Below are 24,640 nucleotides of genomic sequence, written 5' to 3' on the forward strand. Positions count from 1 at the left end.
ACAGAATAACATTCCGAAATGGAGAATATCGGAGTCGAACCGATGACCTCCTGCGTGCAAAGCAGGCGCTCTAGCCAGCTGAGCTAATCCCCCAAAATAGTCTCGCGCGGAATTGAACCGCGGACCTCTACATTATCAGTGTAGCGCTCTAACCGTCTGAGCTACGAGACTGATAAATTAATCAATCTCCTCAGTAAGAAAGAAAGCTCCTAGCCTAAAAAAGAATTTTTTCAATAAGAAAAAATACTCTAAAAAAAGAGATGTTCCAGCCGCACCTTCCGGTACGGCTACCTTGTTACGACTTAGCCCCAGTTATCGATTTTACCTTAAGTAGCTCCTTTTACGGTCACCAATTTCAGGTATCCCCGACTTCCATGGCTTGACGGGCGGTGTGTACAAGGCCCGGGAACGTATTCACCGCATCATGGCTGATATGCGATTACTAGCGATTCCAACTTCATAGAGTCGAGTTGCAGACTCCAATCCGAACTGGGATCGGCTTTTAGAGATTAGCTTCTGATTACCCAGTAGCAACCCTTTGTACCGACCATTGTAGCACGTGTGTAGCCCAAGGTATAAGAGCCGTGATGATTTGACGTCATCCCCACCTTCCTCTCGACTTACGTCGGCAGTCTTGCTAGAGTCCCCGACATTACTCGCTGGCAACTAACAATGAGGGTTGCGCTCGTTGAGGGACTTAACCCAACACCTCACGGCACGAGCTGACGACAACCATGCAGCATCTTGTACTCCGTCCGAAGACTAAGCTATTTCTAACTTATTCGTAGTACATTTAAACCTTGGTAAGGTTCCTCGCGTATCATCGAATTAAACCACATGCTCCACCGCTTGTGCGGGCCCCCGTCAATTCCTTTGAGTTTCAGTCTTGCGACCGTACTCCCCAGGTGGATCACTTATCACTTTCGCTTAGTCACTGAAAAAAATCCAACAACTAGTGATCATCGTTTACGGCGTGGACTACCAGGGTATCTAATCCTGTTTGCTCCCCACGCTTTCGTGCCTCAGCGTCAGTATAGATTTAGTAACCTGCTTTCGCGATCGGTGTTCTGTGTGATATCTATGCATTTCACCGCTACACCACACATTCCAGCTACTCCAATCTCACTCAAGTCTACCAGTATCAATAGCAATTTTAACAGTTGAGCTGCAACATTTCACTACTGACTTAATAAACCGCCTACGCACCCTTTAAACCCAATAAATCCGGATAACGCTTGTGTCCTCCGTATTACCGCGGCTGCTGGCACGGAGTTTGCCGACACTTATTCGTATAGTACATTCATAATTCCCATCACGTAAGAATTTTTATTCCTAAACAAAAGCAGTTTACAACCCGTAAGGCATTCTTCCTGCACGCGACGTGGCTGGTTCAGAGTTTCCTCCATTGACCAATATTCCTCACTGCTGCCTCCCGTAGGAGTCTGGTCCGTATCTCAGTACCAGTGTGGGGGATCACCCTCTCAGGCCCCCTACCGATCATAGTCTTGGTAAGCCTTTACCTTACCAACTAACTAATCGGGCGCACGCCCATCTTTTGCCGCATTTCTGCTTTAATAATAAAATCATGCGATTTTATTATATTATAGAATATTAATCCGAGTTTCCTCAGGCTATTTTCTAGCAAAAGGTAGGTTACGTACGTGTTACGCACCCGTACGCCGGTCGCCATCGAGATCTATTATTAATAAATCTCATGTTGCCCCTCGACTTGCATGTGTTAAGCCCGTCGCTAGCGTTCATCCTGAGCCAGGATCAAACTCTCCGTTGTAAAAATTAATATCAAAGACGCAAAACCTTATTAAAAAAAATTCTAAATATCAGGTCTAGAAGCTTTCTTATGCAAAGAACAATAAATGTTATTCCAAAAATACAAGTATACGTTTTTTTTGAAAAAAAAAGAATATATATATTTTTTATTGAAAAAAAAAATAATCTAATTTTATAAAAATTAGCGTAAAAATTTCTAACCTATTAGTATGAGAACCTCAGATTTTGATTTTGGATCCCCTTTGAATCTTCTTGCCAAATTTCCTTCTCAAGAAAGAGATGAATCCAAATTGATGGTGATTCATAGAAAAATCAAAAAAATAGAACACAAATTATTTAAAGATTTATATCAGTATTTTGAAGAAGGGGACTCTCTTATTCTTAATAATACTAAAGTTTTTCCTGCAAGATTATTTGGAAATAAAGAAAAAACAGAAGCAAAAATAGAAGTTTTTTTACTTAGAGAACTAGATTCCAAAGATAGAACTTGGGACGTGTTAGTTGACCCTGCAAGAAAAGTAAGAGTAGGAAATAAATTAAATTTTGGACATGGATTAACAGGAGAAGTTATAGATAATACAACTTCCAGAGGAAGAATCTTACAACTTCATTTTAACGGAAGTCATAAAGAACTTATAAAAAAAATAAAAGAATTAGGAAAGACCCCTCTACCAAAATATATTAATAGGCAACCAGAAAAAAATGATGAGGAACGTTATCAAACTGTATATGCAAAAAAAGAAGGATCTGTTGCGGCTCCAACTGCAGGATTACATTTCTCCAAACATTTATTAAAAAAATTAGAAATAAAAGGAGTAAACTTGGTAGAAATCACTTTACATTTGGGATTGGGTAGTTTTCTACCTGTAGAAGTAGAAGATATCTCAAAACACAAAATGGATTCTGAAAAATGTTTTATAAATGAAGAAACATGTAACGTTATAAATCGTAGCATACAAAAAAAAAAACGAGTATGTGCTGTAGGAACTTCTTCTATGAGAGCTATAGAAAGTTCTGTTTCTTCTAATAGAAATTTAAATCCCTTTTCTGGATGGACCAATAAATTCATTTTTCCTCCTTATAATTTTAGTATAGCTAATTCTATGATTACAAATTTTCATATGCCAAAGTCAACATTACTTATGATGACATCGGCTTTTTCCGGTTTTGATTTGCTTATGAAAGCATATCAAATAGCTATTCAAGAAAAATATAGATTCTATTCTTATGGAGATGCCATGTTAATTTTATAAATTATAAAAATGAAAAATCATAATATTTCATTATGAAATTATGAAAATAGTTCTAGAAAAAATAAAAATTCCTATAAAAAAAGAAATAAAAGAATTTGAAAAACAATTTATCAACGTAATCAAAAGTAATGTAACCATTATAGACCAAATAACTCATTATATTATTCATAGAAAAGGTAAACTAATTCGTCCTATATTTGTTTTCTTGATAGCTAAAATGTTAGGAACAATACAAAAAAAAACATATCATACTGCTTGTTTGATAGAATTAATACATACAGCTACACTTGTTCACGATGATGTTATAGATAATAGTTCTTTACGTCGTAATTCTTTTTCTATCAATGCCATATGGAAAAATAAAATAGCTGTTTTAATAGGAGATTACTTGCTTTCTAAAAGTCTTTTATTGGCAACAGATAACAATTATTATGATCTTCTTAAGATAATTTGCAAGACGATTAAGGATATGAGTGAAGGAGAACTATTACAAATGGAAAAATCTAAAAAATTAGATATTACCGAAAAAATTTACAATCAAATTATTTATCACAAAACAGCAAGTTTAATAGCTGCTTCTTGTGAATGTGGAGCTCTTTCAGTGAATGCAGATGAAAAAACAGCATCAAAAATGAGAAAATTTGGAACTTTTACTGGAATCGCTTTTCAAATAAAAGATGATTTATTTGACTATGAAGAAGAAAATAAAAATTTTACAGGAAAACCCATAGGAATTGATTTAAGAGAAAAAAAAATAACACTTCCACTTATTTATACTATTCGAAAAGCTTCTAAAGAAGACCAAAAATGGATATTAAATTCTATAAAAAATTATGACGAAAAAAAAAGACATAAAATAATTGATTACGTCAAAAAATACGGAGGATTAGAATATGCTACTCAAAAAATGATAAAATTCCGTAACGACGCATTAAAGATTTTAGAACTTTATCCAGAAGGAACTATTAAAGAAGCATTGAAAATAATGGTTAATTTCATTATTGAAAGAAATCAGTAAAAATTTTTTTAAATGAAAGAAAATTTAGTTATTGTAGAATCTCCAACAAAAGCTCATACTATACAAATTTTTTTGGGAAAAGATTATCATGTAGTATCTAGCTATGGACATATTATAGACCTTCCAGAAAAAGAAATGGGAGTTAAGATAAAAGAAAATTTCAAACCTAATTACGTGATTTTATCTAAAAAAAAAAAATAGTTCAAAATCTTAAAGTTTTAATAAAAGAATACAAAATTATTTGGTTAGCTTCAGATGAAGATCGTGAAGGAGAAGCTATTGCTTACCAAATTTATAAAACATTTAATATTCCTGATAAAAAATACAGAAGAATAGTTTTTCACGAAATTACGAAAAAAGCAATTTTTCATGCTATAAAAAATCCGAGATCTATTAACTATAATTTGGTTCATGCTCAACAAGCAAGACGAATTTTAGACAGACTGGTAGGATTTCAACTATCTCCTATTCTATGGAAAAAAGTCAAAAAAGGTCTTTCCGCAGGTAGAGTTCAATCTGCTGCAGTAAAACTTATAGTAGAACGAGAGCAAAAAATTCAGAATTTAATTCCATTACCTTCTTATCAAATAGATGGAGTTTTTACAAACGAACAGAAAACAGTTTTCAATGCTAAATTAGAAAAGAAAATTGAAAATAAAAATCAAATGATGAGTATTCTATCATCATGTATCAATAGTACTTTTCTAGTAAAAAAAATTATTCTTAAATATGAGAAAAAAAATTCTCCTCCACCATTTACAACTTCTTCTTTGCAACAAGAAGCTTATAAAAAATTGAACTACTCTATATCAAAAACTATGTTTTTGGCACAAAAATTATATGAAAAAGGATTTATTACGTATATCCGTACAGACAGCACAAGTTTATCAAAAAATATTTTATCAGAAATAAAAAATCATATACTTTCTTCATACGGAAAAAAATATTTATCCATAAAAGAATTTTACAAAGGAAAAATACTTTCTCAAGAAGCTCACGAATCGATTCATCCTACTATTATCAATCATGTTGATGAAAACTATTTAGAATCTCTAGATGTATTTCAAAAACGTCTTTACAAACTTATATGGGAACGTACTATTATGGGGCAAATGACAGATTCTGTTATTGAAAAAAAAGATTTTTATATTCAACCTTCTCATTTAGAATATTTTTTCATTTGGACAAAAAAAACTATTTTTTTTGATGGATTTATGAAAATTACAAATCAAGATAAAAAAGAAAAACCTAATATTTTAGAAATCAAACAAGGTTCCTTTTTAAAGAGAAAAAAAATAATAGCAAAACAAATTATTCAAAATTATTTATATAGATATAATGAAGCCTCATTAGTAAGAGATTTGGAAAAATTAGGGATAGGAAGACCTTCTACTTATGTTCCTATCATATCTACTATTCAGAAAAGAAATTATGTAAACATACAGAAAATCCTAAAAAAAATAGAAAAACGTAAAAGTTTTTTTTTAAAAGAGAATTCTATCACTGAAAAAAATGAAGAAATCACTGAAATAGAAAAAAACAAATTCATTCCTACAGAAATAGGAATTCTGACCAATAATTTTTTGAAAAAAAATTTTGGTGATATAGTAAATTATGATTTTACAGCAAATTTAGAAAAGAATTTTGATGATATCGCTCAAGGAAGAAAATCTTGGATTGAGATTCTTAAAAATTTTTATGATGGATTTCATCAAAAAATACAGCATGTTAAAAAATATGTGGATAAAATTCATAAAGAACGTTTTCTTGGAATAGATCCTAAATCGAATAGAAAGGTTTTTGCAAGAATTGCTAGATTCGGACCAATTGTTCAAATGGGAGAATTTAAAGATAAAGATAAACCTAAATTTTCTCCCTTATTAAACAATCAAAATATAAATATGATTTCACTTTCAGAAGCTTTAAAAATTCTTGAATTACCCAAATTTTTGGGTTTCTTCGAAAAAGAAGAGGTTTTATTGAAAATAAATAAATACAACATTTATATTAAACATAAAAAAAAATATATTCCGATTGAAGAAAAAATATTTTTTAATTCATTAAATCTAGAACTAGAACAAGCCATTAAAATTATAATTGAAAATAGAAAAATTCATTTAACTTAATCTTTAAAGTTTAACTATCAAAATATCTTTGATTTAAATAAGTAGTAGGATAAGCTTGATCATGTCCTGTACGTCTAACATGGTCCAAATATTTTGGAATATAAGATAAAGCTTTAACTCTATCAGATAAAGACATCCTATTCCATATATTTTCGGCCATCTTTTTCTTTCCTACTTTATATTTATAATCGATCCAAAAACGATTAAAAGATAAATCTGTAGGAATTTCCTCTATAGAAAAAGAAGCTTTTGAATTTCTCATTTTATTGATTATAGATTCATTATAAGGTAAATATTTACCAATCCATATATAATGTGATAAAGAAAGTCTTTCAGGAAAAATAACTTCTCTTAAAAATCCATTTAAATCATATTTAAATATAATATCTCCAGATACTAAACGACTTCTAAATATATATTGTTTACCTCTCATTATTATTTATTTCATCAGCATTAATTAATCTTTTAATGCACAAAATATTATTACGAATACAAATTATTAACTATTTTATTTGATGATGAAATTCTAAAAAAAAGTGTTTTACATGATTTTATTTACTGCAATAAATTACTCAATTTAAAATATTTATGTAGATGCAATAATTTTGAAAAATTTATAACTGCATGGAAAAAGTTATGGTTTTTTATTTTATAAAAAATGAATTTACAATATCTTTTTTTTTCACAAATTTTATAAATTTGAATATGTTATATATTGTTCCTACTCCTATAGGAAATTTAGAAGATTTTACTTTCAGAGGATTACGAATATTGAAAGAGGTCGACGTTATTTTAGTAGAAAGTTATAAAATTTCCAAAAAATTATTAAACTTTTATAATATTGAAACTCAAGTAAATATATATCATATTCATAATGAACATAAAATAATCCCTTATTTTATAAAAGAAATTAAGAAAGGAAAAAAATTAGCATTAATATCCAATGCTGGAACACCAAGTATATCAGATCCAGGATTTCTATTGATTAAATCTTGTATAAAAGCTTCTATTTCTGTAGAGTGTTTACCTGGTCCTACAGCTTTAATTCCAGCATTAGTTAATTCAGGAATCTCTACTAATGAGTTCACTTTTATTGGTTTTTTACCTAAAAAAAAAAGAAAAATTAGATTAGAACATCTATCTAAAGAAAATAGAACTATTGTATTATATGAATCTCCTCATAGACTGTTACGAACATTGAACGATATAAAATATTTTTTTGGATTAAAAAGAAATGTTGTAATCTGCAAAGAGATATCTAAATTATTTCAAGATACATTAAGAGGAGACATAGAAAAAATAATTTCATATTATGAAAACGTCGGAAAAATATTAGGAGAATATACTATTATCATTGAAAAAAGTTACTAAACATATTTTTTATTTATTAAATATTTTGCAATTTGAATAGCATTTGTCGCTGCTCCTTTACGAAGATTATCAGAAACTATCCAAATATTTATAGAATTTTGAAATGAAAAATCATCTCTAATTCTACCAACAAATACTTCATCTTTTCCTTGTGCATATAATGGCATGGGATAAATGTTTTTTTGTGGATTATCTTGAACAACTACTCCTTTTGTTTTAGATAAAATTTCATAAATACGATCTATACTGGGTTTCTTTTGAAATGTAATATTTACACTTTCTGAGTGCCCTCCTATAACAGGAACACGTACAGCTGTAGCTGTAATGGCTATATTTTGATCATTTATTATTTTTTTTGTTTCTTTGATAAGTTTCATTTCCTCTATTGTATAATTATTTTCTGTAAAAGAATCACAATGAGGTAAAACATTTTGATAAATAGAATGCGGATATACTTTGTGAACATTAAAATATCCTTCTTTTTCTTGATTCAATTGATTCAAAGCTTTTTTTCCTGTTCCTGTTACTGACTGGTAAGTAGAAACTACTACCCTATTAATTTTGTATTCTATGTGCAAGGGGAATAAAACCATTGCTAATTGTATTGTAGAACAGTTAGGATTAGCAATAATATTATCTTTTTTTTCCAAAAAAGAAGCATTAATTTCAGGAACAATTAATTTTTTACCAGGATCCATTCTCCACGCAGAAGAATTATCTATAACAGTTGCCCCCTCTTTTGCAAATTTAGGAGCCCATTCTTTTGATATACTTGAACCCGCTGAAAATAAAACAATATTTGGTTTTTTTAACAATAAATCATGTAAACTAATAACCTTATATATTCTTTCCTTGAAATAAAATTCTTTCCCTATAGATTTTTCAGAAGCAGAAAGATATAATTCTTTCACTGGAAAATTTGTTTTTTCTAAAACATCTACCATGACACGTCCTACCATACCTGTAACACCAACTATTCCTAGTTTCATATGAATTTCTATAAAAATTTAATTTTCCATTATTATGAAAACAAAGTTAGTAAATTAATTAGATAATGAAAAAAGGGAAAATGATCATTTTATCAGGATCTTCTGGATCTGGAAAAACTACTATTTCACATTGTTTACTTTCAAAATTTCCAAATTTAAAGTTTTCTGTATCGTGTACCACACGATCAATTCGGAACAATGAAAAACATGGAAAAGATTATTATTTCATATCCATGAACAGTTTTATTTCTAAGATAAAAAAACATCAATTTGCAGAATGGGAAGAAGTTTATCCTAAATTATTTTATGGAACTTTAAAGGACGAAATTTCAAAAATTTTTAAATCTAATAAACATGTTTTATTCGACGTTGATGTTAAAGGAGGATTAAGTTTAAAAAAACAATATCCAAACAATTCACTATCTATATTTATTATGGTTCATTCAATAAAAATTCTAAAAGAAAGACTTTTAATGAGAAAATCTGAACAATCAGATAACCAAATAAATACACGTTTAAATAAAGTGAAAAAAGAAAATAGTTATGCAAAATTATTTGACTTTGTTCTATTTAACATTGATTTATTCCAAACAAAGAAAAAAGCAGTTCAACTAGTTTCTAATTTTATCTATGATAAATAAAGATCGGGGTGACTGGACTTGAACCAGCGACCACACGCCCCCCAGACGTGGACTCTAACCAATCTGAGCTACACCCCGAAAAACTCCTCAGGCTGGATTCGAACCAGCGACTCCCTGATTAACAGTCAGGTGCTCTAACCAGCTGAGCTACTGAGGATTATATTTAATTGGTATTTTACTTATTCTGATTCTATGTCTTCCTCCTTCAAAATTGGTTCTTAGAAATATTTCTATAATTTCTAAAACTTCATTTTTATCTAAAAAACGTGCTGGTAAACTAATAATATTAGCGTTATTGTGTTTTCTAGCTAGAACAGCAACTTCTTTTTTCCATACTAAAGCAGCACGAATTTTTTTATATTTATTGGCAGTCATTGCTGCTCCATTCCCACTTCCACATATAATAATTCCAAAATTGGCCTTTCCATTTTCTACAAATTCAGCTGTAGGATGAATAAAATCAGGGTAATCAACTTTTTCCCCATATTTAGAATACCCAAAATCTTTAATTTTGTATCCTACTTCTGTTAAAAAATTGTTTATCAAAAATTTATAATATACTCCCGTATGATCAGATCCTATTGCTATTCTCATAAATTTTTTGCAAAAAAGATGCTAATAAATATACATTTAAAAATTTTAAATTGAAATACTAACTTTGTAAACAAAATTTGTTTACCATTTAAAATGTTAGAGGATATAAAAACTATCAATGATTTTGATTTCAAAGATCAAATAGTCTTACTAAGAGTAGATTTTAATGTTCCTATAGATAAATATTATCAAATAACGGATGATACACGCATTCAATCCAGTCTTCCGACTATTCAAAAAATACTTTCTGAAAAAGGAAAAATAGTCCTTCTTTCTCATTTTGGAAGACCTAAAGGGATCCCTTCTAAAACTTATTCTTTAAAATTTTTAACTTCTTTTTTATCCGAAAAATTAAAAATTACAGTAAATTTTTGTGAGGATTGTATAGGAAAAAATGCAGAAAAAAAAGTTAGTGAATTAAAAAATGGAGAAATTTTATTATTGGAAAATCTTCGTTTTTACAAAGAAGAAGAAAAGGAAAATGAAAATTTTGCTTTTGAATTGTCTAAATTAGGAAATATTTATGTGAATGATGCTTTTGGAGTATCTCATCGTATGCATACTTCTATCACTATTCTTCCTAAATTTTTTGGAAAAAAAAAATGTATAGGACTTCTTATGCAAAAAGAAATTCAATTTTTGAAAAAATTTTTGTCAGGAAAAGGAGAAAAACCAATTACAGTTTTATTAGGAGGAGCAAAAATTTCTTCAAAAATTGAAATTATTGAAAATCTCATTGATTTTGCAGATCATATATTAATAGGAGGAGGGATGTCTTATCCATTCATCAAAATAATGGGCGGAAAAATAGGAAAATCTCTTATTGAAAAAGATAAGAAAATTGAAAAAATATTAAATAAGATTCTTGATAAATGTCAAGAAAAAAACAAAAAAAATATTTTGTCTTTTCCAAAAGACGTTATTATTGCTGATTCATTTAAAAATACATCAAATACTAAAATTTCTCCTATTGATTCTATTCCATATGGATGGATGGGTTTAGATATAGGCCCTTCTTCTATAAAATACTTTTGCAACATTATAGAAAAATCAAAAACTATTTTATGGAATGGTCCAGTAGGAGTTTTCGAATTGACTAATTTTTCTTTAGGAACCAGATCTATAGCAAAAACAATTGCAAAAGCAACTGAAAAAGGAGCTTTTTCTTTAGTAGGAGGTGGAGATTCTATCGCCTCACTAAAAATGGAAGGATGTGATAAAAAAATCAGTTATTTATCTACCGGAGGAGGGGCATTATTAGAGAGTTTGAAAAATAAAATACTTCCTGGAATAAAAGCTATTATAAATACATAATAAAAATCAAGTTTTTAATTATATTTGTGTTTCTCAAATAAAAGAAAAAAATTATGTCATTCAAACTTCCAAAATTATCTTATTCATATAAGGATTTTGAACCTTATATAGATCGAAAAACTATGGAAATCCATTATAATAAACATCATGCATCTTACACAGAGAACTTGAATCGAGCTATATCTGGAACAGATATGATGAATTTTACTATAGAAAAAATTATGAAAAGAGCTTGTATGGAAACTCCAGCAGTACGCAATAATAGTGGAGGTTTTTACAATCATAACCTTTTTTGGGAGATATTAATTCCTCATTCAGAGTATACAAGTCCAAGTATATTTCTAAATGAAATTTTTTCGAAAAATTTCGGTTCTTTTGATTCTTTTAAAAATCAATTTTCTACTGCTGCATCTAATCGTTTTGGTTCAGGATGGGCCTGGTTATGTGTAAAAGAAAACAAATTGACAATTTGTTCTACAGCAAATCAAGATAATCCTATTATGTCTGGAATAGGTTGTGAAGGAATTCCAATATTAGGATTAGATGTTTGGGAACATGCTTACTATCTAAAATATCAGAATCGTCGTTTAGACTACATATCTTCTTTTTGGAATATTATTAATTGGAAAAAAGTAGAAGAAAATTACAATAAAATAGTAAACTAATTTTCATGGGTAAAATAATCCTAGAAAATATCAGATTATTTGGATATCATGGATGTATGCAGGAAGAAGGACGTATAGGTTCTCATTATACCACTAACATAGAAATTGAATTAAATATTAATGAAGCTGCTATTCATGATGATTTATCAAAAACTGTTGATTATGTACATTTATACTCTCTTGTGGAAGAAGAAATGAAGATTAATTCTAAATTGATAGAACATTTAGCAAAAAGAATAATTCAAAGAATTAGAAAAAGATATAAAGAATTTTTGATTAAACATATAAAAGTAAAAATTTGTAAAGAAAACCCCCCATTACAAGGAGACGTAGATAGAGTGTGTGTTATTTTAGATGATTAAAATTTTTTGACGTATTTTGGCACTGTGGCCGAATGGAAAGGCAGAGGTCTGCAAAACCTTTTATAGCGGTTCGATTCCGCTCTGTGCCTTTTTTTTATATTAATTTTCTGCATAAATTTGCGAATTTAAAATCATAAAAATATTTGAAGAAATAAAGATAGAGATGAAGATAAATAATATTCTTATTTCACAACCTCTGACAGGAGGATCTGATTATCCATACTTAAAGCTCAGTAAAAATAAAAATGTAAAGATCGATTTTAGATCTTTTATAGAAGTTAAAGGAGCATCATCTAGTGATGTAAGAAAACAAAAAATCAATTTTTCTGATTTTACCGTAGTTCTTTTTATAAGTAAAAAATCTGTAGATCATTATTTCAGATTGGCAGATTCTATGCGTTTTAAAGTTCCAATTTCTATGAAATATGTCTGTCAAACAGAAACAATTGCTTATTACTTGCAAAAGTACATTGTCTATAGAAAAAGAAAAATTCATATTGGAAATAAATCATTTCAAGACATATTACCTTATATAAAGAAACATCCAAAAGAAAAATTTCTATTGCCTTCTTCAGATATTTTAAAACCCGATATTCCAAATATGTTAAATAAACTAAATGTTTTTTGGAAGAGAGCCATATTATACAAAACCAATTCTAGTGATTTATCTGATTTAAAACACATATGTTATGATATTTTGGTTTTTTTCAGTCCAGCAGAAATCAAATCTTTGTTTGAAAATTTTCCTAAATTTGATCAAAAAGGTATAAAAATTGCTACTTTTGGAAAAAATACTTTGGATGCTGCTGCTAAGGCAGGATTAAAAATAGATATAAAAGTCCCGACTCCAGAATTTCCTTCTATGGCTATGGCTTTAGAAAAGTATATCAAAAAACTAAACACAATAAAATATTAAATATTTTTTTTGCTTTTAACTAATGAAATATTCTTCCTTTTAAAAAATTGATAGATTCAAAAAATATTTTTCACTCACTTTTACTCTACTGTTACTGATTTCGCTAAATTTCTTGGTTGATCAACATTTTCTCCTCGTATATAAGCTATTTGATAAGCCAATAATTGAAGAGGAATAACAGTTAATAATGGACTAAGTTCCTCTGAACTTTCTGGAACTTTAATTACATAATCAGCTAACATACTTACTTGAAGATCTCCTTCATTAACTATAGCTATTATTTGACCTTTTCTAGCTTTAATCTCTTGAATATTTCCTACTATTTTGTCATAACATCCTTTTTTTGTTGCGATAATAACCACTGGCATATTTTCATCAATCAAGGCTATAGGTCCATGTTTCATTTCTGCTGCAGGATAACCTTCTGCATGAATATAGGATATTTCTTTTAGTTTTAAAGCTCCCTCTAAAGCAACTGGAAAGTTTATTCCTCTTCCTAAATAAAGAAAATTATTTACATTATGATAGATTTTGGAAATTTTTCTTATAGAATTATCTTTTTTTAAAAAATGATTAATTTTTTCTGGAATTAATCCAAGTTCTTGACATAAATATTTATAACGATTGTCATTTATAGACGATCTATGCTTTCCTATTTTCAAAGCTAATAAAACAAGAACTGTAATTTGTGTAGTAAAAGATTTTGTAGACGCTACTCCAATTTCAGGACCTGCATGAGTATAAGCTCCTGCATCTACATTTCGCGCAATGGATGATCCTACTACATTACAAATACCAAAAACAAAAGCCCCTTTACTTTTTGCCAATTTTAAAGCAGCTAAAGTATCGGCTGTTTCTCCAGATTGAGAAATTACAATAATTACATCTTTTTTTTCTATAATAGGATTCCTATATCTAAATTCTGAAGCATATTCTACCTCTACTGGAATACGAGCAAGTTCTTCTAATAGATATTCCCCAATTAAACTAGCATGCCATGAAGTTCCACATGCTACTATAGTTATACATTTAGCATTAATAAAAATATCTTTATTAGATTCAATTCCATCAATACAAATTATTCCTTCTGAAATTAATAATCTTCCACGTAATGTATCCAAAATTGTTTTTGGTTGCTCATATATTTCTTTTAACATAAAATACTTATACTCTCCTTTTTCTATTTGTTTCAAATTTATTTGAAGTCTTTTAATAATTGGATTTAGCCTATGATTATCTACAATTTTTCTCAAATCTAATTCTTTTCCTTTTCTAAGAATAGCCATTTCTCCATCTTTTAAATAAATAGCATTTTTCGTATAATCTATGAAAGGAATAGGATCAGATGCAATAAAAAATTCCTTCTTATTAATTCCCAACGCAATAGGACTTCCTAATTTCGCAATAATAATTGTTTCTGGATGAGACTGATCCACAACAGCAATAGAATAGGCACCTACAATCTCATTCAAAGAAATTCTTACAGCTTCTTCTAAAGATAATTTGTTTTCTTTCTTGATATACTCAATAAAATTTACAAGAACCTCTGTATCTGTCTCACTTTTAAAAGTAAAACCATTTTTTGACAAAATGATTTTAATTGCATGATAGTTTTCTATGATTCCGTTATGAATTATAATCAAATTATTGGAATTAGAAACATGAGGATGAGCATTAATATCATCTGGAATTCCATGTGTAGCCCATCTAGTATGACCGATTCCAGTTGTTCCACTTATTTTTATTTTGCAAGAAGATATTTTTTTTTCCAATTCATAAACTCTTCCTTTTGTTTTACACAAACTATATCCCCCTTCATAAAAAAGAGCAATCCCGGAACTATCATATCCTCGGTATTCCAATTTTTTTAATCCGTTAATAAGAATAGGATAAGCTTCTCTGTAACCCAAATAACCAATTATACCACACATTCTAACTGATAGAATTAGAAGTTTTTATCTATGAAAAATATTAATTTATTTGTTCTGAAACAGTTTCTTTATAAAATTGTTGATAAACAGTTTCTATTTTTTCTACAGGATAATATTTTAATACTAATAATTTGTTTATTTTTATATAATCCTCTATTTCTTCAGGAAAGTAAAGATCTCCTTTTATTATAGCATCCGAAAAATACATACATAATTTGATCAAATTAAAATAATTCGGATTTTCTAACAATTTTAATTTTTTAGATTTAATTCCATCAAATCTTACTTTTTTAATAATCTCTTTATTTAGGTTACCTTGAAAAGGTTTGTTATAAATAGATACTACTATTTTTGCGTTTTGATATACAGGATCATTTTTATAAAAATTTTTAATATACAAAGGAATAAAAGAACTAATCCATCCATATATATGGATAATATCAGGTTTCCAATTTAATTTTTTTACAGTTTCTAAAACCCCTTTTGTAAAAAATAAAGCTCTTTCGTCATTATCTTGAAAAAAAATTCCTTTTTCATCTTCATATATAGCTTTCCTTTTAAAATATTCTTCATTATCTATGAAATAAACTTGTAATCTTGCATCAGGAATAGAAGCAACTTTTATCAATAATGGTTGATCTATATCATTAATAACTAAATTCATGCCTGACAAACGAATGACTTCATGTAATTGATGTCTTCTTTCATTTATCACTCCAAAACGAGGCATAAATATACGTACATCGTTTCCTATTGATTGCATAAACTTAGTGGCTTTTAAAACCGATAAAGAGATTGGATTCTCTGAAGAAAAAGGAAATAAGTCTGAAGAAACATATAATATACGTTTACCTGTCATCTTAGATTAGAGTTATTTTTTATTTTGATATATATATAGTAAAAAAACGGATCATTGCAAATATAATAAATAATATCCAATTACTAAATTTCATAATAAAAATGAAAAACGATTTTTTTAGATAAAATCTTGTAGATTGTAGGTTTTTTAGCTTTATTTATAGATAGACATATTATCATGAAATCAGAAAAAAAAATAAAAAAAAAACATTGTAAGAATTTTTTTACTGGATTCATTAATATTACTAACCATGGATATGCTTTTGTTAATATAGAAGGATTTAAGAAAGATATTTTTATTCCAAAAAATAAGACAAACAGAGCTTTAAATGGAGATTTAGTAAAAATAAGATTGAATAGAAAAAATAGTAAAGGAATAAAAATAGAAGGAGAAGTATTGAAAATAATAAAAAGAAAAAACAAAAAATTTATTGGAATATTAAAAATGAATTTTCAATCTCACTCTAAATATGGAACGGTTATAGTCTACAATAATAGTATTCATGTAGATATCTTTGTTTCAATAGATAATGAAAAATATCATCACAATGATAAAGTTTTAGTTCAAATCATATCATGGCCCAAAGAGATCAAAAATCCTCTTGGAAAAATTATCAAAATATTTGGAAAAACTGGAGAATATAAAGCTGAAATTTATTCATTATTAGAAGAATATGGAATTCACTACGAATTTTCCAAAGAAGTAGAAAATGAAGCTAAAAAAATTTTTTCAAAAAGAATTTCAGATACAGAAATTAGAAAAGATCTGCGAAATATTAATACTTTTACTATAGATCCTTTAGATGCAAAAGACTTTGATGATGCACTATCAATTAGAAAGCTAAATGATGACACTTGGGAAATAGGGGTCCATATATCCGATGTTTCTCATTATATAAAAGAAGGAAGCTTGTTAGATAAAGAAGCATATTCACGTGCTACATCTATTTATTTTATAGGAGAAGTCATTCCTATGCTTCCAAAAACATTATCGAATGATCTTTGTTCCTTACAGCCTATGGAAGACAAATTAAGTTTTTCCTATATTTTTAATATGGACAGTCAAGGAAAAATATTAAAAAGTTGGTTTGGAAAAACAATTATACGATCTGATAGAAGATTTACATATGAAGAAGTTCAAAAAATTATAGATAAAAAAAAAGGAGATTTTCACGAAGAGATTTATACCTTATTCTTATTTTCTAAAATATTAACAAAAAAAAGATTAAAAAATGGATCTATTTATCTTGAAAAAGTTGAGGTTAAATTCAATTTAGATAAAAAAAATAATCCAATTTCTTTACATTTAGAAAAAAACAATGATGCTCATCGGTTAATAGAAGAATTTATGTTGTTAACCAATCAAAAAATTTCAGAGTTTGTTAGTTTAAATTTTAATGAAAATCCTTCTAATAAACTCTTTATTTACAGAGTTCACGATAAACCAGATTTTCAAAAAATTTTTTTTCTAAAAAAAATTATAGAGCCTTTAGGTTATTTTTTAAATTTTAAAAATTTAAAAACTTCCATTAATTGTTTATTAAAAAAAATTAAAGGAAGACCAGAACAAAATATGATTGAAAATTTGATTCTTCGTGCTATGAGTAAAGCAAAATATTCCACCAAAAATATAGGACATTATGGATTATCTTTTTTTTATTATACTCATTTTACTTCTCCTATAAGAAGATATTCAGATATAATAGCTCATCGATTACTGCACTATTATCTAACAAAAAATCATAATAATGAAAATGCGTACAAACTAAAAAAAATTGAATTTTATGAAAAACAATCCCAATATTGCAGTTATAAAGAACGTATAGCTATAGATTTAGAAAGAGAATTCCTAAAATATATACAAGTGAAATATATCAAAAAATTTTTAGGAAAAGAGTTTTATGGCATTATTACTGGATTCACTGATTGGAGTGTTTATATTGATCTACTATTATTTCAAACAGAAGGAATGGTAAGATTATGTGATATTAAAGAAGATTCTTATATTCTGAATTCAAATAATTATAGCATAATTGGAAAAAAAAAAAGAAAAGTTTATCATTTAGGAGACAAAGTAAAAGTAAAACTAATAGATGTAAATATGGAAAAAAAACAAATTATCCTTGATTGGATTGATAATAAATAACTCTATTATTCTATTCTCACAGTAGAAGGAACAAATATGGAATAGTCTCCTCCATTTTTCATAATATCTCTCACAATGTAAGAAGAAATATGAGAATTTTCATAAGAAGAAAGAAAATAGACAGTTTCAATAATATCTTTTTTGTCTAATTTTTTATTAGCAAACAATATATCTTTTTCAAATTCAAAATCAAATTGATTTCTAATTCCTCTTAACAAAAATTTAGCTTTTTTTTTTATACAAAAAGAAATGGTTAATCCATTAAATGATTCTATTTCTATTTTATGTTTATGGGAAAAATCAAGAAAAGTTTTTCTAATCCATTCTTTTCTCTTTTTAAGAGAAAACATATTTTTTTTTTCAAAATTTTTTCCAATAGCTATAATAATTTTATCAAATAAATTCAAAGACCTAATAATAATATCATAATGCCCCAAAGTTATGGGATCAAATGATCCAGGAAATACAGCTATTTTTTCATTGTTATTCATAATAATTTTTTTAGATCATATATATTTATATATAATTTAATTTTTTATTAAAAAAAGTTATTAGGATAATGAACAAATCATGTTCTAATTGTTTAAAAAATAAATGTGAAAAAAAGGATTTATCCTTTTTTCAAAATAATTATAAAAAAAAACAATGCAATAAACTGAATGTATTAGACTGGTTATCTAACATTCAATCTCCTTTTGAATATCAAAAACATGATGTTGTAGAAGTGCAATTTAAAAATGATAGAAAAGAATTTTTTGTAAATCAAGAAAAAATATCTCTTTGCAAAGGAGACATTGTTACTGTAGAATCTAAATCAGGAATGGGATATGATGTAGGAACAGTAATTTTAACTGGAGAATTGGTCAATTTACAAATAAGAAATGAAAATATAAACTTTTTAAAAAAAATATACAAAAAATCAACATATAAAGAAATCAATATTTGGAAATCTTTCAGAAAAAAAGAATTTTCAACTCTTTCAAAGGCTAAAAAAATTGCAAAAACTTTAAATCTTTCTATGAAAATTTGCGATGTTGAGTATCAAGGGGATGGAGAAAAAGCTATTTTCTATTATACAGCTGAAAATAGAGTTGATTTTAGAAAATTAATCAAAGAATTAGCTTTACATTTTCACACACGTATAGAAATGCGTCAAATAGGATATAGACAAGAAGCAGCAAAAATTGGAGGAATTGGTTCTTGTGGTCGCGAACTTTGTTGTTCAACTTGGTTAAAAAATTTTAAAATTGTCACAACTAATTCTGCAAGATATCAACAACTTTCCATAAATATTCAAAAATTAAATGGACAATGTAGTAAATTAAAATGTTGTCTTAACTATGAATTAGATGCCTATTTAACTTCTCTAAAAGATTTTCCGGATTTCAACAAAAAAATCCACACAGAAAAAGGAATCGCTCAATGTATGAAAATTGATGTTTTCAAAAAAGAAATGTGGTTTTCTTACATTAAGAATCCAAATACTTGGTTTAGAATAGAAGTAAAAAAAATTAAAGATATTTTAGAAAAGAATAAAAAAAATCAAATAGCACCTCCTCTAGAGGAGTTATCAACAATTGATGCCATTCAGAAAACCGAATTAACATTTAAAGATTTGTCTATATAATTCTCACATTATTTATTATATGCTAATAAATTTTTTACGTGTATAAAAAAAGTATAAAATCTTATTTTCGTGTGCTTCTTTTTTATTTTTGGTTTTTCTTTTTTATAGGAATAAGTATTATATTTTTAATTTTTTATGCAGCATCTAAAGGTTATTTGGGAGCTTTGCCTAATACTAAAGATATAGAAACCCCTACTATGGAAGTAGGATCGGAGGTGTATGACTCTAATGGAATACTCTTGGGAAGATTTTTTTCAGAAAATAGAACTTTAATCACTTATAAACAACTTCCGAAAGATCTTGTTAATGCTTTAATAGCAAAAGAAGATATTCGTTTTAAATATCATTCTGGTATTGACGCTAAATCTCTTCTTAGAGCGATTCTTTCACTTGGTAAAAAAGGTGGTGGAAGTACTATATCTCAGCAATTAGCAAAACTTCTTTTTACAGGACCATCTGCAAAAAATAAATTGCAAAGAATTCATCAGAAACTTTTAGAATGGGTCATGGCTATTGAATTGGAAAAACGTTATACTAAAGAAGAAATTATTACGATGTATTATAATAAGTTTGATTTTTTATATAATGCAAAAGGGATAGAAACAGCCGCTCACACTTATTTCAATAAAAAAGTTTCTGAACTTAATTTAGGAGAATGTGCTACATTGGTTGGAATGTTAGAAAATCCTTCTTTATATAATCCTAAAAATTATCCTAAAAGAGCAAAAAAACAAAGGAATTTAGTTTTATATCAAATGAGAAAATATAATTTTTTAAATGCATATAGGTATGAAAAAGAATTGGAAAAACCTGTAAAAATTAATTTTAAAATACAAAAAAAAGATTTTGAATTGCTTACTTATTATGGTGAATTTTTAAAAAAAGAAATTCAAGAAGCTTTAGACGAACATGAAAATCAAACTGGGCAAAAACTAAATCTTTATTCTAGTGGTTTAAAAATATATACATCTATTGATGCAAGAATGCAAGATTATGCAGAAAAAGCTGTAAAAACACACCTCAGTAAATTACAGATTTTATTCAATCATTTTCAAAAAAAAAACAAAAATGCTCCATTTTTGAATATATCTCAAGAAAAAACAAAAAGAATATTAATATCTGCTATGCATAGAACTTCTCTTTACCAAGATTTGAAACAAAAAGGATTAACAGAAGAAAAAATTTTAGAAAAATTTAAAAAGCCACAATCAATAAAATTGTTTACTTGGAATGGACCAAAAAAAGTATTAATCTCTCCATGGAATTTTCTTCGTTATCAAAAAAGTATTATTCAAGCTGGTTTGTTATCTATAGAGCCATCTACTGGGTTTATAAAAGCATGGGTAGGGGGAATAGATTTCAATTATTTTCAATATGATCATGTGGCACAAACACAACGTCAAGTTGGTTCTGTTTTCAAACCCATTTTGTATGCTACTGCTATTAATGAATTGCATTATAATCCTTGTACAAAAATTTCAAATGAAAAATTTCATTTAGGAAAATGGAGTCCTAGGAATTCTAATGGAAAATATGGAGGATCCCTTACATTAAAAGATGGTTTAGCTTTATCTGTAAATACGATTTCAGCCCGCTTGATATCACAAATTACTCCAGGTCCAGTAATTAGTTTAGCAAAAAAAATGGGTATAAAATCTATGATTCCTGAACATCCATCTATAGCTCTTGGTTCTGCAGATCTAACATTATATGAAATGACAGGAGCATTCAATACATTTACCAATTATGGTTTTTACGTAAAGCCCAGTATTTTAGTTAAAATAGAGGATGAAAACGGAAATTTAATCAAAGAAAATATAGATCTTAGCAGAAGACAAGTTTTTAGTGAAGAAGTAGCATATATTATGTTAAAACTAATGCAAGGAGTTGTTAAATATGGAACAGCTAAAAGATTACAGAAATATAATATTATAGGAGATATAGCTGGAAAAACTGGAACAACTAATGAAAACTCAGATGGATGGTTCATCGGAATGGTCCCCAATTTAACTACTGGAGTTTGGGTTGGTTGGGAAGATAGATTTTCTCATTTCGAGAATATTAAATTGGGGCAGGGAGCGAATATGGCTTTGCCTATATGGGCCTATTATATGAAAAATTTATATAAAGATATTAATCTGATTTATAATCATCAATTATTTTTTCATAAACCTAAAAATTATCAATATCATTGGGATCAATGTGAGGAAAATCATCTGTTCAAAGAAGAAGAAAATATTATTGAAGAAAAAGAAAATAAAAATTCTTTGAAAGAAATTATAGATATTAATGAAAATTTAAATAATGAAAATAATAAAGATTACGATAAATGATCAAAAGAATATTAGTTTTAGAAAAAAATCATCCTTTTATTATATACAAACTAAAAAAAGAAGGATTTATTTGTGATGAAAATTATTATGACTCAACCGATAAAATTGATATATCTGTATATGATGGGGTCATTTTAAGAAGCAGATTAAAAATAGATAAAAAATTTATTAAAAAAGCTAAAAACTTAAAATTTATAGCTAGAATTGGATCTGGAATAGAAAACATAGACAAAGATTATGCTTCAAAAAAAGGAATCACTTTAATTTCTTCTCCAGAAGGGAATAAAGATGCTGTAGCAGAACATGCAATAGGAATGCTTTTATGTATCATGAACCATATCATTCCTTCTCATCAACAAATTAAAAAAGGAAAATGGGATAGAGAAAATAATAGAGGAATGGAAATCATGGGAAAAACAATAGGGATTATTGGATATGGAAATACTGGAAAAGCTTTTGCAAAAAAACTTTCAGGATTTGATGCTAGAATATTATGTTATGATATTTTACCTAAAATCGGTGATACTTATGCAATGCAAGTTGACATGAATACAATTTTTAAAAAATCAGACGTAATCAGTTTGCATGTCCCTTATACAAAAGAAACAAAAGGAATGATTAATTATAATTTTATAAAAAAATTTTACAAGCCTTTTTATTTGATAAATACTTCTCGTGGGGGATGTGTTCTAACAAATCATTTAGTCAAAGCATTAAGAAACGGAAAAATATATGGAGCTTGTTTAGATGTATTAGAGTATGAAAATTTTTCTTTTGAAAATATTTTTCATTATCATAAACTTTCAAAAAATTTTTTTGATCTTATTCATTCTAATAAAGTTGTATTAACTCCACATGTTGCTGGATGGACTCAAGAATCAAAATCCAAGATGGATAAAAAAATTGTCGAAAAAATTCTTTTATTAAACAAACTATTAATTGAAAAAACAATTATACAAAATCCTCACGCTCCAGATAATTACCAAAATTCCTATAGATAGAAACATTATTTTTATAGGAAGTTTTCCGGATATTTTTGCTGCTAAAGGCGCAGCAAATAATCCTCCAAAAACTAATCCAAAAACTATTCTCCAGTAGTTAATTCCTAATAAAGAAAAAAAAGTTAAAGTACTCGAAAGAGTTACAAAAAATTCAGATAAACTTACCGATCCTATAACATATTTTGGAGTTCTTCCCTTTGATATTAAAGTGCTAGTAACAAAAGGGCCCCATCTTCCACCTACAAAAGAATCTAAAAAACCTCCACATCCTGCGAGACACCCTATTTTTCTAGTTTTTTTGTGATCCTTTTTCCATGTCTTTAACAAAATTTTAACTCCAAAGAAAAAAGTATAAGAAGCTAACATTGGTTTAAAAATAGCGTAAGACTCTCCAAATTTAGCAAGCAAAAAAGCTACAACAATAGAACCTATAACTCCTGGGATAAGTAATATTTTAAATAATTTTTTGTTTACATTTCCCATCTTATAATGACTCAATCCAGATATTCCGCTAGAGAATATCTCTGCAGTATGTATACTAGCACTGATTGAAGGAAGAGGAATTCCAAAAGAAAGTAATATAGTCGTACAAGTTAGACCATATCCCATTCCTATAGCTCCATCAACGAGTTGTGCAAAAAAACCAGTAAAAATTAGATATAAAAAATTTTGATTAAAATGATCCAATATTTTTTGAAAAAAAATACTTTTTGTTAAAAAATGTAGAAAAAAACTGATAGTAATAATAAGTCCTATTATAAAAAACAAATACTTTATTAAATTTTTATGTAATTTGTTTTCTTTCAATGATGTTTTTTTGATCAACCATTTTTCAGTTATTAAATTGAGAATTTTCACTTTATATTCAAAATTTCCTTTTAGTTTTTTTCGTATTTTACACATATTTATCAACACGTCATCTAATTCATGTGGTAAAACATTTATAAAAATTTCTTTCAAACTGTAGGAGACTTTCCGTTAGTAGAAATAGCTATCTTTAAATTTCCTTTTTGTACAATAGACCCCATATAAAAATCACAAAGATCAGGAGCATCAGGAACATTAACCAATTTATGGATCTTCAGAATCAGAAAAACCAATTACAGTTCCTAACCTAGAATAAGTTTTATAATTACCATGAGTAGTAGATAATCCTCCTCCAACAGATATGTTAAACCCTTTTAAAATTTTAGATTTATTGTCAATAATAGCAATTAAACCTATATCATTAGCAAAAACGTCGACATCATTATTAGGAGGGATTGCTATAGAAATTTTGAATTTACTAGGTAAATAAGTTTCCTTGTAAAGAGGATCTTTTTCTTCTTTTTTTTCATATATCTTATTTCTATCTAACCAAATTTCATAGTAATATTTTGTTTTAGGAAGTAACATATTGCTAATTTTAGTAGCATAATTCAAAATTTCTTCACGAGAGTATTTACTGTCTATATAGGTACTGCATACCACATTTCTGTTAACATCTCCACATGTAGCAATAGAATCCAATTGATGAATATCAAAAAATTGAATAGTTGGTTTTATTTTGGATTTTATCAATCCATGTAATTGAATTATTTGTCTAGTCGTTATTTTGATGACTCCAGTTGAATTTTATTCTGAAATATTATGAATAGATACCCATTGTTTATGATTGATAAGACCTCCTGGAATTCTTAAACGTATCATAAAAGAATATAATCTTTC

Annotated in this window: 23 protein-coding genes, 5 tRNA genes and 1 rRNA gene; 15 read left to right on the top strand and 14 right to left on the bottom strand. The window is 27.7% G+C overall.

Annotated features, from left to right (window positions below):
- Positions 1 to 19: 19 nt before the first annotated feature.
- From H0H67_RS01690 to H0H67_RS01700, 3 genes are all read right to left on the bottom strand, one after another.
- Positions 20 to 93, bottom strand: a tRNA-Ala gene (locus H0H67_RS01690).
- 4 nt (positions 94 to 97) lie between these two features.
- A tRNA-Ile gene (locus H0H67_RS01695) sits at positions 98 to 171 on the bottom strand.
- 82 nt (positions 172 to 253) lie between these two features.
- Positions 254 to 1,789 (bottom strand): 16S ribosomal RNA (locus H0H67_RS01700).
- A 208-nt stretch (positions 1,790 to 1,997) separates the two neighbouring features.
- Here H0H67_RS01700 and queA point away from each other — a divergent pair.
- From queA to H0H67_RS03215, 4 genes are read left to right on the top strand one after another with little or no spacing between them, the layout of a single operon-like run.
- On the top strand, positions 1,998 to 3,041 hold the full coding sequence (gene queA / locus H0H67_RS01705) for a tRNA preQ1(34) S-adenosylmethionine ribosyltransferase-isomerase QueA (protein WP_185859063.1): 1,044 nt from the start codon (positions 1,998 to 2,000) through the stop codon (positions 3,039 to 3,041).
- A 40-nt stretch (positions 3,042 to 3,081) separates the two neighbouring features.
- Positions 3,082 to 4,059, top strand: a complete 978-nt coding sequence (locus tag H0H67_RS01710; RefSeq protein ID WP_185859064.1) for a polyprenyl synthetase family protein — start codon at positions 3,082 to 3,084, stop codon at positions 4,057 to 4,059.
- A 12-nt stretch (positions 4,060 to 4,071) separates the two neighbouring features.
- Positions 4,072 to 4,260: a toprim domain-containing protein gene (locus H0H67_RS03210; RefSeq protein WP_394366798.1), complete on the top strand. Its 189-nt coding sequence runs from the start codon at positions 4,072 to 4,074 to the stop codon at positions 4,258 to 4,260.
- A gap of 38 nt (positions 4,261 to 4,298) precedes the next feature.
- Positions 4,299 to 6,185: a DNA topoisomerase gene (locus H0H67_RS03215; protein ID WP_394366857.1), complete on the top strand. Its 1,887-nt coding sequence runs from the start codon at positions 4,299 to 4,301 to the stop codon at positions 6,183 to 6,185.
- 10 nt (positions 6,186 to 6,195) lie between these two features.
- On the opposite strand, the gene H0H67_RS01720 is transcribed toward H0H67_RS03215, so the two are convergent.
- On the bottom strand, positions 6,196 to 6,618 hold the full coding sequence (locus H0H67_RS01720) for a hypothetical protein (RefSeq protein WP_185859065.1): 423 nt from the start codon (positions 6,616 to 6,618) through the stop codon (positions 6,196 to 6,198).
- A 272-nt stretch (positions 6,619 to 6,890) separates the two neighbouring features.
- Here H0H67_RS01720 and rsmI point away from each other — a divergent pair, with 272 nt between their 5' ends.
- A complete protein-coding gene (rsmI, locus tag H0H67_RS01725) occupies positions 6,891 to 7,556 on the top strand; it encodes a 16S rRNA (cytidine(1402)-2'-O)-methyltransferase (RefSeq protein ID WP_185859066.1) in 666 nt (221 codons plus the stop codon).
- On the opposite strand, the gene H0H67_RS01730 is transcribed toward rsmI, so the two are convergent.
- A complete protein-coding gene (locus tag H0H67_RS01730) occupies positions 7,553 to 8,545 on the bottom strand; it encodes an aspartate-semialdehyde dehydrogenase (RefSeq protein WP_185859067.1) in 993 nt (330 codons plus the stop codon). The two genes, rsmI and H0H67_RS01730, sit on opposite strands and share 4 nt — an antisense overlap.
- Before the next feature lie 65 nt (positions 8,546 to 8,610).
- Here H0H67_RS01730 and gmk point away from each other — a divergent pair, with 65 nt between their 5' ends.
- Entirely contained in the window at positions 8,611 to 9,186 is a 576-nt protein-coding gene (gene gmk, locus H0H67_RS01735; protein ID WP_185859068.1) for a guanylate kinase, read from the top strand.
- A 3-nt stretch (positions 9,187 to 9,189) separates the two neighbouring features.
- Here gmk and H0H67_RS01740 read toward each other — a convergent pair.
- The 3 genes from H0H67_RS01740 to H0H67_RS01750 form a co-directional block, all read right to left on the bottom strand.
- Positions 9,190 to 9,264: transfer RNA gene (locus H0H67_RS01740), tRNA-Pro, on the bottom strand.
- A gap of 5 nt (positions 9,265 to 9,269) precedes the next feature.
- Positions 9,270 to 9,343, bottom strand: a tRNA-Asn gene (locus tag H0H67_RS01745).
- Complete coding sequence (locus H0H67_RS01750; RefSeq protein WP_185859069.1) at positions 9,334 to 9,780, bottom strand: RpiB/LacA/LacB family sugar-phosphate isomerase; 447 nt, start codon at positions 9,778 to 9,780, stop codon at positions 9,334 to 9,336. Before H0H67_RS01750 ends, H0H67_RS01745 begins: the two co-directional genes overlap by 10 nt.
- A 93-nt stretch (positions 9,781 to 9,873) precedes the next feature.
- Between H0H67_RS01750 and H0H67_RS01755 the strand changes: the two genes are divergently transcribed.
- From H0H67_RS01755 to H0H67_RS01775, 5 genes are all read left to right on the top strand, one after another.
- Entirely contained in the window at positions 9,874 to 11,094 is a 1,221-nt protein-coding gene (locus tag H0H67_RS01755) for a phosphoglycerate kinase (protein ID WP_185859070.1), read from the top strand.
- A 53-nt stretch (positions 11,095 to 11,147) separates the two neighbouring features.
- Positions 11,148 to 11,759 carry a superoxide dismutase gene (locus H0H67_RS01760; RefSeq protein WP_185859071.1) on the top strand — a complete coding sequence of 204 codons (612 nt, stop codon included), beginning with the start codon at positions 11,148 to 11,150 and terminating at the stop codon, positions 11,757 to 11,759.
- 5 nt (positions 11,760 to 11,764) lie between these two features.
- Positions 11,765 to 12,121, top strand: a complete 357-nt coding sequence (gene folB / locus H0H67_RS01765; RefSeq protein ID WP_185859072.1) for a dihydroneopterin aldolase — start codon at positions 11,765 to 11,767, stop codon at positions 12,119 to 12,121.
- An 18-nt stretch (positions 12,122 to 12,139) separates the two neighbouring features.
- Positions 12,140 to 12,210: transfer RNA gene (locus H0H67_RS01770), tRNA-Cys, on the top strand.
- A gap of 74 nt (positions 12,211 to 12,284) precedes the next feature.
- Positions 12,285 to 13,037, top strand: a complete 753-nt coding sequence (locus tag H0H67_RS01775; protein ID WP_185859073.1) for a uroporphyrinogen-III synthase — start codon at positions 12,285 to 12,287, stop codon at positions 13,035 to 13,037.
- Positions 13,038 to 13,117: 80 nt separating this feature from the next.
- Here the strand turns inward: H0H67_RS01775 and glmS are convergent, their stop codons facing one another.
- Complete coding sequence (glmS, locus tag H0H67_RS01780; protein WP_185859074.1) at positions 13,118 to 14,968, bottom strand: glutamine--fructose-6-phosphate transaminase (isomerizing); 1,851 nt, start codon at positions 14,966 to 14,968, stop codon at positions 13,118 to 13,120.
- 40 nt (positions 14,969 to 15,008) lie between these two features.
- The gene (locus tag H0H67_RS01785; protein WP_185859075.1) at positions 15,009 to 15,827 is read right to left on the bottom strand and encodes a glycogen/starch synthase; all 819 of its coding nucleotides are present in this window, start codon (positions 15,825 to 15,827) and stop codon (positions 15,009 to 15,011) included.
- Between the two features lie 177 nt (positions 15,828 to 16,004).
- On the opposite strand from H0H67_RS01785, the gene rnr reads away from it, so the two are divergent.
- Positions 16,005 to 17,972, top strand: coding sequence for a ribonuclease R (gene rnr, locus H0H67_RS01790; RefSeq protein WP_185859076.1), 1,968 nt, complete (start codon positions 16,005 to 16,007; stop codon positions 17,970 to 17,972).
- A 5-nt stretch (positions 17,973 to 17,977) separates the two neighbouring features.
- On the opposite strand, the gene coaD is transcribed toward rnr, so the two are convergent.
- Positions 17,978 to 18,463 (bottom strand): pantetheine-phosphate adenylyltransferase, encoded by a 486-nt coding sequence (gene coaD / locus H0H67_RS01795; RefSeq protein WP_185859077.1) that lies wholly within the window; start codon positions 18,461 to 18,463, stop codon positions 17,978 to 17,980.
- Between the two features lie 68 nt (positions 18,464 to 18,531).
- On the opposite strand from coaD, the gene H0H67_RS01800 reads away from it, so the two are divergent.
- Genes H0H67_RS01800 through H0H67_RS01810 form a run of 3 tightly spaced genes read left to right on the top strand, consistent with a single transcriptional unit; the run spans position 18,532 to position 22,933 of the window.
- The gene (locus tag H0H67_RS01800) at positions 18,532 to 19,599 is read left to right on the top strand and encodes a PSP1 domain-containing protein (RefSeq protein ID WP_185859078.1); all 1,068 of its coding nucleotides are present in this window, start codon (positions 18,532 to 18,534) and stop codon (positions 19,597 to 19,599) included.
- Positions 19,600 to 19,637: 38 nt separating this feature from the next.
- Positions 19,638 to 21,932, top strand: a complete 2,295-nt coding sequence (locus H0H67_RS01805) for a transglycosylase domain-containing protein (protein WP_185859079.1) — start codon at positions 19,638 to 19,640, stop codon at positions 21,930 to 21,932.
- Positions 21,929 to 22,933: a 2-hydroxyacid dehydrogenase gene (locus tag H0H67_RS01810; RefSeq protein WP_185859080.1), complete on the top strand. Its 1,005-nt coding sequence runs from the start codon at positions 21,929 to 21,931 to the stop codon at positions 22,931 to 22,933. Before H0H67_RS01805 ends, H0H67_RS01810 begins: the two co-directional genes overlap by 4 nt.
- Here H0H67_RS01810 and H0H67_RS01815 read toward each other — a convergent pair.
- Genes H0H67_RS01815 through H0H67_RS03150 form a run of 3 tightly spaced genes read right to left on the bottom strand, consistent with a single transcriptional unit; the run spans position 22,868 to position 24,493 of the window.
- Positions 22,868 to 23,893: a sulfite exporter TauE/SafE family protein gene (locus H0H67_RS01815; protein ID WP_238784559.1), complete on the bottom strand. Its 1,026-nt coding sequence runs from the start codon at positions 23,891 to 23,893 to the stop codon at positions 22,868 to 22,870. The two genes, H0H67_RS01810 and H0H67_RS01815, sit on opposite strands and share 66 nt — an antisense overlap.
- A complete protein-coding gene (locus H0H67_RS03220) occupies positions 23,890 to 24,003 on the bottom strand; it encodes a hypothetical protein (protein WP_394366799.1) in 114 nt (37 codons plus the stop codon). Before H0H67_RS03220 ends, H0H67_RS01815 begins: the two co-directional genes overlap by 4 nt.
- A 1-nt stretch (position 24,004) precedes the next feature.
- Positions 24,005 to 24,493: an assimilatory sulfite reductase (NADPH) hemoprotein subunit gene (locus H0H67_RS03150; protein WP_238784560.1), complete on the bottom strand. Its 489-nt coding sequence runs from the start codon at positions 24,491 to 24,493 to the stop codon at positions 24,005 to 24,007.
- Positions 24,494 to 24,640: the final 147 nt, after the last annotated feature.

It is taken from the genome of Blattabacterium cuenoti (genome assembly GCF_014251575.1).
Lineage (GTDB): Bacteria > Bacteroidota > Bacteroidia > Flavobacteriales > Blattabacteriaceae > Blattabacterium > Blattabacterium cuenoti_N.